Raw genomic sequence first — 9,160 nt, 5'->3', positions numbered from 1 at the left:
AGATACAGATTGCCGACAGCAGCAACTTCAAAGCCTCGAAGACGGTCGCTGCGGCCCTCGTGACGGTCGAGCCCGGCGGCATGCGCGAGATGCATTGGCATCCGAACGCCGATGAATGGCAATATTATCTGCAGGGCAAAGGGCGGATGACGGTTTTCGACACAGGCCCCAAAGCGACAACCAACGACTTCCAAGCAGGCGACATCGGGCTCGTGAAGCGGAACCTCGGGCATTATGTTGAGAATGTGGGGGACACAGTTCTCAAGTTCGTCGAGATCTTCCGGGCGCCCCATTATGAGGAGATCTCGCTCGCCGAGTGGCTGTCGCGCACTCCGCCTTCGCTGGTGATGCAGCACTTCAACCTCACCGCGGATCAGGTGGCTCGACTGCCGAAAGGCCGGCGCGGAATCGTCCCGCTCTAAGGGCTTGTCCGTTCTTCCCTGGCCCGGTGCAGGGGCGCGGACAGTAGCGCTGAACTCAAGGCTGTGTGTTTTGGCACCGGCACCGGCGGCCGGGCTTCAGATAACGAGTCTGGAACGAACATGGACGACAGAGCCTCTCTTGATATCATTCGGACACTCTACACCGCTCTTGCTGCGGGTAATGCCTTAGCGGTCGCGGATTTGCTGGATCCCAACCTCACTTGGGTGGAGGCGGAAGGCTTCCCGCTCTCGGGCACTTACCGGGGACCCGAGGCAGTGATGAAGGGAGTGTTGGAGAGGCTCGCGACCGAGTGGACCGACTTCAGGACCGTTCCTCACGAATTTGTCGATGACGGTGCAACTGTAGTCGCGCTCGGCACCTACAGCGGGACGTTCAAGGCGACGGCGAGATCCTTTCGGGCACCCTTTGCCCATGTGTGGAAATTGGCCGCCGGGAAGGTCGTAAGTTACGTCCAGTATACCGATACCGCGCTGGTTTCCCGCGCGCTTGATCCATCCTGATAAACCGCTGGCGGTGGTCCGGATTGATATGGCCGCAGTATTCGTCTCATGCGGACTCGGAGCGCACGATTGGAGGCCACGAGCGAACTGCGCCGAGAGTGCCTATTTGTGGATCATCCCGATCTGCTGGAGGAATGTAAGATTATCCTCCAGATGCCAATTGTCCGTGATCCGGCCGCCGCGAACACGGACGATGTCCGTAGCAATGAAGTCGACGCGCTGGCCGGTACCGGCTTTGCCCAGGAACGTGCCGGTGAAATGGCCGGTGAAACGAAGGTGTGAGACCACCCGGTCCCCAACGACCAGGCGCTGGACCACTGTGACCCTCAAGTCCGGTATCGCCTTCAGGAACGTCCTCGAGGCCGCCGCCGGGCCTTGCGGACCCTGCGGCCGCCCCGGCGGGAGCGTGTGATCCTTGAAATCTGCCGCAATGGCCCTGGAGAGGAGCCGCAGGCTGCCGTTGGCCCAGAAGCCGTAAAAGGCGTCCACGGGTCTCAGTAGAGCTCCAAGCTGCCTTGGCTTGATGTCGCCGGCGACGATCTGCTCGCCGGGCCGAGTCATGGCGATGGCTGCGGCGTCGCCGATCGGGTCGGCTCGCGCACTCCAGGCACTCACAAGAAGGAGGGCTGCCGCCATGAAGCGCATCGAAGATCCTTTCTGAGATGTCGGCGCGTTCCGCCGGGACTTCGAGAATTGCAGACTTGCAGGTGAAGAGGGGCAAGCGCCTGAATTGGCCGCAGAGGTCAGCGGAAGGCCGGCGAGTGGGCGGGTGCGAACCAGGCTTTCGCCTTGCGTCGCTACCAGCGCCTCAACTGCAGTGCGAAGCATCGGCAACCATCCTGCGCTGCTATGCTGGAGCGCTAGGAGTACAGGCGATCGACGCTAACCGATTCCAAAGTTCAAACCGCATTTCTGCTGCGCACGGCGGAATGCGGATCTCGGGTGAGATGCGGCCGAGAACCCGCATACTCTTCTTCTTGCAGGATCGGCGGCCTGCTATCCTCCTTCCATGAGTAAGCCTCGCGGGAGAAGGAGAGGGGGAGGCATCTCGCATCCACTATTCGTGATCTTCCTGCTGCTCTTCCTTTCGCTGTCGGCCGCCTCTTTCGCCATCATGGACTGGCGTCGCGCCACGCTCATCGGCTTCGATGGCGCGGCAGCCGCTTTCCTCGCCTTATCTGTGTTGCAGATGGGGAGAGCTCGAGCCGACGATATTCGGCGCCTGTCGGCGCGGAACGATGCAGGTAGGACGTTGCTGCTCGCGATCGTCGCCATTCTCTCCTTCGTGATCCTGGTCGTCGTCGGATTAGAGGTCGAAGCGGCAGGTCGTGCATCCGGAGTGGAGGTGGCGCTGGCCGCGACGACGCTGACGCTCGCATGGTTCTTCGCGAACCTCATCTACGCCGTTCATTATGCGCACCTCTTCTATGATCCCGGGCCGGCCGGCGGTGATCATGCCGGCTTGCAATTTCCAGGTACCGATCAGCCGACCTTCGGCGACTTCTGCTATTTTGCGTTCGTGCTCGGGATGACGTTTCAGGTGTCGGACGTGGCGATCGTCAGCCAGAAGCTCCGGCGCACGGCGACCATTCACGGCCTGCTGGCCTTCTTCTTCAACATCGGCGTGCTCGCCGTCACCGTGAACGTCGTTGCAAGCACCCTCGCATTGCACTGAAATCGGCTCCCGGCTTGGCTTCGTCGACTCCCCGGGGACCAGCCCCACTCAGGTTGATGCTCGGGAAGCTTCGTGGAGGAACCACGCCCGCCGCTCGCCTTCATCGATGAACACCTCGAGGAGGCTCTGCGTCGCGACGTCACCATCCCTAGCACAAAGCGCGTGCGTCTCGCGCAAATCGCCGAGGAGGGCACGATTGTCCTCGAGCAGCTCGGCCAGCATCGCCGTAGGCGGCACGTGAGGCGAATCATTGTCGGCAATCCGCTGCAGTCGGTGGACCTCGCCGATCGACCTCAGCGTTGCCGATCCGATCTTCCGCACGCGCTCTGCGACGACGTCGGTCATCTCGAAAATCTGGGCCGCCTGCTCGTCGAGGAGCAGGTGGTAATCGCGAAAATGCGGTCCCGACATGTGCCAGTGGAAGGACTTGGTCTTGAAGTAGAGGGCGAAGATGTCGGCGAGCAGCAGGTTCAGGCTCCGCGGCAGGTCCACGACCTCGTTCCGCGCCACCTCGCGGCTTTCGGAAAGCGTCGGCGCCCTGCTCATCGTCGGTTCCATGCTGCGGACTCCTTTGCACCGATAGGAGCCCCGACTTGTACAGCCGGAGGTCCCGGACCACTTTCGAATTCGCACGAGAATAGGGGGCTTCATCACGGCGGCCGCACCGAACGGTGCGCGCGCGTCGCGGGGGCGCTTCAGTCGATGCAGATTGCCGGCTGCGCCCGTCCGCCCTCAACCTTCGCCCAGCATCCGAACCGGTCGCTCGTCGCCTGACAGACGCCGGCGACGGGCTGGCCCGGACGAGCGTCATCGCCGGCTGGCACGCGGCAGTCTCCGCGACATTGGGTGCTGGAATGGCAGCTCCGGCCCGCGTCGGGGTAAGCAACGACGCATTGGATCGACTGGAGCTTGCCGACCGGGCGAAGGCTGCCGCCCGACTTCCGGCAAGCGGCTTCCGGACTCCTATCAAGGGCCTGGCTATCCTCGCCTGGGGCACAGCCTGCGCTGAGCCCCGCCGCAACGACCGCTGACAGGAACGTGTGCACCCACGGCAACACGCTCTGCTTGCCGAGTAGCACTACCGGCGCTCGCCCCATCCTTTCGCCTCCTCGAGTGCTACAGTGCCGTTGCGGCGATTGTAGAGGCACAATTTCGTAACCGGAATGCCGCCGGCACCGGCGCGTCCTTCGGTGCCGCTGACGAGAAGCGCGACGGCACCCGTGCGGTCATCGAAGATGACGGGGTTCGACACGCGCGGGCGCCCGAGCCCGCTGGCCTGGATGCAGGCGCGCTCGGTTCGCCGTTGCAGTTCGGCCCAGGCCTTGGGCGAGGATGCCTGCGCCGCGGCGGAGACTTGGAGGAGAAGGAGACTGGCCACTATCATCCGCATTTGTTTTCCCCGTTTAGAGAAGCAGGCCGGCATTGGCCCTGGTGATCGGTGCTCGCGCTACCCGACATGTCATCGACGGATTTCTCTCGGCCCGGATCCGAAGATCAGGCGGCTGGCGCCGCAAGCTCATCCTCGGCGGCCGCTGATTCATGGGTTTCTACCGATTCAGCCTCGCTTCCCGCAAGCAGCTCCCGCGCCCGCTCGACCTCGGCATTGTCGCCCTGGACGAGCAGAAGGAACTTATCGGCCTTTACCTGCACGTCGTAGCGGATGGCGCTGTCACGCGGCACGCCGATGGCGGTGAGCCCTCCGATGACCGCACCGGCGCCGGCGCCAACGAGAGCGCCCTGCGCGCCGCTGACGATGGTGGCGGCAAGAGGACCGAGGATCACGAGGTGCCCGAAGACGGGGATGAACAGCACGAAGCTGCCGAAAAGGATGCCTGCGAGGGTGCCCCAGAAGGCGCCATATTTGCCGAAGAAGCGAACTCGCTCGCCCAAGTTGAAAAAGCCGAGCGGGTGCTCTTCGGAATGATAGTCGCGGCCGATGATGGAGATCCGGCGCAGGTCGATCCCGCCGCGCTCCAGCGTTTTCAGCGCATCTTCCGCAGCCGTATGCGAGCCAAAGACGGCTACCGTTACTCCGTTCCCAGTCATATTCTCTCCTCCTTCGGATGAAATTTCCGGTGGCTCACGAGCTGCCGTCCCGGTCCTGCACCTGAACGGGCGGGCCCGGGGCGTCCGGAGATCCGGGGGCGACGACAAGATAGCGCCGCTCGTCTTTCGAGCTGCTCCTGACGATCTGCCGGATGGGTCCAATGGCATTGACGATCGCCGATCCGGCAGGGTTGGTTTTGAAGGCCGCGAGCGGCTCGAGCACGCCTCCGCCATCCGGCCTCTCTGAAAGCGCCAGGACGTACGGCATGCCTGGCGAAAGTCCCGCAACCGCCGCCTGCAAGGTCTGGATCTGCCCCTGATCGAACAGCGTGATCTGGGACCGTCCGGTCCCGCTCGTCGTCAGCAGAACCTTCGATCCCGCGAGGCCGAGAGGCGAAAGGTTGGCGAGCCCATCCCCCTTGGGCACTGCCCCGGGAACGTAGGCAACACCTTGCGGTCCCTGGCCGATCGGGATGGACGCGAGCACCTTGTTCGCAAGCGTATCGATTGCAACTGCGGCATCGCCGTTCTCGAGGCCAACGTAGATCCGGGTGCCGTCGCCCGATGGCCACAGCCCGTGCGGCAGCGAGCCGACCGGGATCGTCGCGACCTGCGCGAAGTTGTCGGTCCGGTAGACCTTCACCGCATTCTCGGTGCCGCCGGTCACGTAAGCGAATTGCCCGTTCGCGTTGCTGACGATGTTCACGTGATTGGTGATCGGCCCCGTCGCGATCGAGGTCAGGACCCTGAACGGCGGCCGCGCCTCGAAGACCATCACGCGCCCGATGTCCTTCAAGGTGAGCCACACCTGCTCGCCATCGGGGCTGGCGGCGATGTCCGGGCAGAAGGGGCTCTCCTGCTTGACCCGGCCGACAATCTTCTTGGTCCGGGTCGCGATCACCACCGTTTCAGGGGAGAAGCTGGAACAGACGTAGCCATATCGGCCGTCGGGGGAGAAGATCGTCATTCCCGGGCCGTTCGGCACCGGAATGCGGCGGGTCTCCTTGTAGGTCCTGGCGTCCAGCACCGCCACATAGTCTTCGCCGCGGATGCTGACCCAGACCTCCCGCCCGTCCGGCGTGAAGAAGGCTTCGTGCGGCGATCGGCCGACATAAGCCGTGTGCTTCACCTTGTTGGTCGCCGTATCGATGAAGGTGACTGAGTTGGAACCGATCGAGACTGCGAGAAGCGTGCGCCGGTCAGGCGAGAAGCCCATGCCGTGGACGAGGAGTTGGCCGCGGTAGAGCGGGCTGAGGTTAGCGGGGGTCGTGTCGCCCAGTCTGATGACCCCGAGAAGCTTGTTAGCCGACGGATCAATCACCGAAACCGTGTTGGAAAATTGATCGGAGGTATAGAATCGATCGCGGCTGCTGATGGGGATATCGGCTGCCTTCTTTCCGAACGGAGGCTGACCGGCCTGGGCGGGGCAGGCAAGGGCGATCGCTGCGGCCGCTGCGGTGAAATACTTGGTCACCGGGCTCCTCCCGAATGTGCCGAATGCCTGTGAGGCGGCTCGCCGGGGCCGCGTCGGTCATCTTGCGGCCGGCTCGCCAGCACGTGCCGCATCAGCTCGATTTCTTGCCCCTGCTCGACGATGATGCCGTGCGCCAGGCGGCGCAGCCGTTCGTCCTTGCCGTGGAGCAGCTCCAGCCTGGCCATCTCGATCGCACCCTCGTGGTGGGGGATCATCATCGCCGCGAAATCGCGGTCCGGATCTCCGCTTGGTGCGGTCGCCATTGCGGCGTGCATCCGGCTCATCGCGTCGGCCATGCTCTCATGAAAACTCTGGCCCGACGCACCGGCCAGGGCGGCCGTCGAGACGGTCAGGATGGCAATCGCCACGCCGATCCTGAAGCTTTGCCTTGAGGCCGGCGACCGGCAGGGGAGGGGCTCGACCATCTGAATCTCCAACCATCGGCATTCTAACTCACCGGAGCTGTCGACCGGCCGCTGCCGTCCCGGAATAAAGGCAAGCACGACGCCGATATTTCGATTCCGCACCGCCCCTCCCCGAACGCACGGTGCTCCTCGAACGGCATCAGGCGGAGCGCGGTCCGGACGCCAGATCCTGAAGCTGCCGCCACCGGCCGGGCGTCTCGTCGAGAAACCGGCGAAACACGGTTGTGAAGTGCGCCTGGGTCTGGAAGCCGACGCTGAGCGCGACCTCAACGAGCGGAATGGCGGAATTCCGAAGCATGTCCTGCGCGCGATCGATGCGCCTGCGGATGAGGTACTCGTGAGGCCGCAGGCCCGTCGCCGCTCGGAATTGCGAAGCGAAATGCATCCGGCTGAGGCCAGCGCATCTGGCGAGATCCTGAAGCGATATTGGTTCGGCCAGATTGCTTTCGATATAATCCTGGACACGATTCAGGCGCCACTTGACGAGCCCCTGTCCTTCGGGCGCGGAACCCGCCTGAGACGCGTTGAGGAAATGGGCGACGATCGCGATCGTCAGGCCGTCGAGATAGAGATCCGCGGCCATTTCCTCGAAATCAGATGCTCTCAGGAGCAGCAGCGCGAGCCTTTCTATTGCGGGATCGGAGATCGGCGCTCCGCTTCCGTCGATCCTTGCCAGAGGTGCGGCCTCTCCTAGATCATCCGAGAATTCTTCGAGGAGGGGCGCTGGGACGAACAGGTGGAGGATGTCGCAAGGTGCTCGGAACTCGGCGGTGGCGCTTCGGCCGAGGCCGGTCGCGGTCGCAAGGCCCGCACGCACTTTGCCGTCGTGGACGCGCCGACCGTCGACCAAGAGGGTTGCTTCGCTCGGCCGGAGCGCCACTGCGATAGTGAGCCAATCCGGATCGGCGGGGGCGGTGTGCTCAACGACCTCCTTGCCCTGATCCTTCCAGCGGCCGATCAGGATGCGGGATCGTTCATCGCCGATGGCGGCAGGCGGGCGCTGCCGCCACCGTGCCTCGTTAACGATCCGGCTGCGACCGGTAGTGAGGGTGCGAGAGGCATTCTCGGGTTCGGCGGGGGGAGTGGTTCGGGCCCTCCCGGGCACGGGCGCCGGACGGGAGGCCATGGCGGCACGGGATAAGGAATAGGGCATTTGCCGATCCTCTCTTCTGATTGTGGCGAGGGACCGCAGCGGCGGCCGACGGCGCATGATCCGTCGGATCGACCTCGGCTCCGAATATATCGTTGTTAAACGTTGTTCTCGCCTCAGGCGGTCAGCGGGGCAGGCCGTGCAACCCGATAATTCAAGGTCGAACGAGGAAGATAGCCGGCGTCGGATCCGGCAGGAGAGCACTCATTCTGCAGGCGGCGCAGAGAATTGAGGGGAGTGACGCAATGGCTGTTCCGTCGGACTATGATGAACATGCTGGAGCCCGCCCTGCCCAAGGCCAGCCGGGGATGCGTGCGGCAAACGGTCGCAACCTGGCTCATGATTTCCGGAACATGCTCCAATGCGCGACCAGCGCCTTGAGAGTAGCGCGACGCCGCATTGCCGGCCCCGCAGAAGGCGACCTTGCGGCCGGGCTGGACGATGCACTTGGCGCCCTCGAGCGCGCCAACCTCCTGGCCCACCGGATGGTCGCTGCGGACGGAAAGGAGGAAACGCCGGAGCCGGTCTCGGTGTCAGCCGTACTGCTCTCGATGAGAGGATTGCTTCGGCACGCGCTGGGCGACGACATCAGACTCGAGACCCTGGTCTTTGAAGACCTCCGTCCGGTGCTCTGCGACTCGTCTCAGCTCGAAAACGTGCTCCTGAACCTCGCCATGAATTCCCGGGATGCAATGCCGGACGGCGGCGCTCTGATTATAGAGGCACGCAGGTGCCGCGCCGCCGCCCATGGCGCCGGCTGCGTCACCTTGAGCGTCATCGACAGCGGAAGCGGTATGCCGCCCGAGATTGCAAGAGAGGCATTTCGTCCGTTCTTCACCACTAAGGCTTCGGGCGGCGGCACGGGTCTGGGTCTTCATAACGTCTGGACCTTTGTCGACAAGCTCGGCGGTGAGGTCGAGATTCATAGCTCGAACGGCGCCGGCACCCGGGTGGACCTGCACCTCCCGGCTTGCTCGGCTGGCCGCAGGGCGTAGCACGGATATCTAGCAGCTCCGGCTGCTGGCCTGGCTATCAGCTTCGCGGCGTCATCCTTGCCAGCGAGGCAATTATTTGGTCCGAAAGCTCTTTTTGGGATGAGGTGAGCGTCGGGATGTGCGTCAAGGGCGGCATGGAGAAGTGCGCGACCGCCCGGTCTGGTTATTGCAGCCGCTCTGCCGCATTGTGGCTGGATGCCCGGGCCCGATGATGGCAGCGACGGAAGAGACGAACTCGCCCGCGAGGCGAAGCCGCTTCGGCGCCTGCTCGTCCGCTATTTCTCCCGGCGGGTTCCAGCCGGTTTCGAGGTCGACGACCTTGTGCAGGAAGTCTTCCTTCGGATCGTCGCGCGGGACAGCACGAGCCGTATCGAGCATCTCGGGCGCTATGTTCATCAGACCGCGGCCAGTGTGGTGGCTGACCTGTCGAGGCGTCGCCGGGCGCGGCGAG

General features: G+C 63.9%; 12 protein-coding genes. 5 read left to right on the top strand and 7 right to left on the bottom strand.

Going from position 1 to position 9,160, the window contains the following annotated elements; genetic code table 11:
- The coding region (locus VF662_RS05060) for a cupin domain-containing protein (RefSeq protein ID WP_464138492.1) at positions 1-422 on the top strand (422 nt) is incomplete at its 5' end.
- Positions 423-542: 120 nt separating this feature from the next.
- Positions 543-944, top strand: coding sequence for a nuclear transport factor 2 family protein (locus VF662_RS05055; RefSeq protein WP_464138489.1), 402 nt, complete (start codon positions 543-545; stop codon positions 942-944).
- A 102-nt stretch (positions 945-1,046) separates the two neighbouring features.
- On the opposite strand, the gene VF662_RS05050 is transcribed toward VF662_RS05055, so the two are convergent.
- Positions 1,047-1,580 carry an ester cyclase gene (locus VF662_RS05050; protein ID WP_464138485.1) on the bottom strand — a complete coding sequence of 178 codons (534 nt, stop codon included), beginning with the start codon at positions 1,578-1,580 and terminating at the stop codon, positions 1,047-1,049.
- A 427-nt stretch (positions 1,581-2,007) separates the two neighbouring features.
- On the opposite strand from VF662_RS05050, the gene VF662_RS05045 reads away from it, so the two are divergent.
- Positions 2,008-2,619: a DUF1345 domain-containing protein gene (locus VF662_RS05045; RefSeq protein WP_464138481.1), complete on the top strand. Its 612-nt coding sequence runs from the start codon at positions 2,008-2,010 to the stop codon at positions 2,617-2,619.
- Between the two features lie 48 nt (positions 2,620-2,667).
- Here the strand turns inward: VF662_RS05045 and VF662_RS05040 are convergent, their stop codons facing one another.
- From VF662_RS05040 to VF662_RS05015, 6 genes are all read right to left on the bottom strand, one after another.
- Positions 2,668-3,165: a Dps family protein gene (locus VF662_RS05040; RefSeq protein ID WP_464138476.1), complete on the bottom strand. Its 498-nt coding sequence runs from the start codon at positions 3,163-3,165 to the stop codon at positions 2,668-2,670.
- A 532-nt stretch (positions 3,166-3,697) separates the two neighbouring features.
- Positions 3,698-3,997 (bottom strand): hypothetical protein, encoded by a 300-nt coding sequence (locus VF662_RS05035; RefSeq protein WP_464138473.1) that lies wholly within the window; start codon positions 3,995-3,997, stop codon positions 3,698-3,700.
- A 116-nt stretch (positions 3,998-4,113) separates the two neighbouring features.
- Positions 4,114-4,665, bottom strand: a complete 552-nt coding sequence (locus VF662_RS05030; protein ID WP_464138470.1) for a hypothetical protein — start codon at positions 4,663-4,665, stop codon at positions 4,114-4,116.
- A 34-nt stretch (positions 4,666-4,699) separates the two neighbouring features.
- On the bottom strand, positions 4,700-6,139 hold the full coding sequence (locus VF662_RS05025) for a YncE family protein (RefSeq protein WP_464138466.1): 1,440 nt from the start codon (positions 6,137-6,139) through the stop codon (positions 4,700-4,702).
- Complete coding sequence (copM, locus tag VF662_RS05020) at positions 6,136-6,564, bottom strand: CopM family metallochaperone (protein WP_464138462.1); 429 nt, start codon at positions 6,562-6,564, stop codon at positions 6,136-6,138. Before copM ends, VF662_RS05025 begins: the two co-directional genes overlap by 4 nt.
- A 139-nt stretch (positions 6,565-6,703) precedes the next feature.
- Positions 6,704-7,717 carry a helix-turn-helix domain-containing protein gene (locus VF662_RS05015; protein ID WP_464138458.1) on the bottom strand — a complete coding sequence of 338 codons (1,014 nt, stop codon included), beginning with the start codon at positions 7,715-7,717 and terminating at the stop codon, positions 6,704-6,706.
- Positions 7,718-8,091: 374 nt separating this feature from the next.
- On the opposite strand from VF662_RS05015, the gene VF662_RS05010 reads away from it, so the two are divergent.
- Together VF662_RS05010 and VF662_RS05005 are read left to right on the top strand one after the other, a co-directional pair.
- A complete protein-coding gene (locus VF662_RS05010) occupies positions 8,092-8,709 on the top strand; it encodes a sensor histidine kinase (RefSeq protein WP_464138455.1) in 618 nt (205 codons plus the stop codon).
- A gap of 195 nt (positions 8,710-8,904) precedes the next feature.
- On the top strand, positions 8,905-9,160 hold a 256-nt coding region (locus VF662_RS05005; RefSeq protein ID WP_464138451.1), incomplete at its 3' end, for a sigma factor.

The sequence above is a fragment of the Allosphingosinicella sp. genome, assembly GCF_036387215.1.
GTDB lineage: Bacteria > Pseudomonadota > Alphaproteobacteria > Sphingomonadales > Sphingomonadaceae > Allosphingosinicella.
The sequence above is the reverse complement of the archived record's forward strand: the minus strand, read 5'-3'. Positions and strand labels throughout refer to the sequence as shown.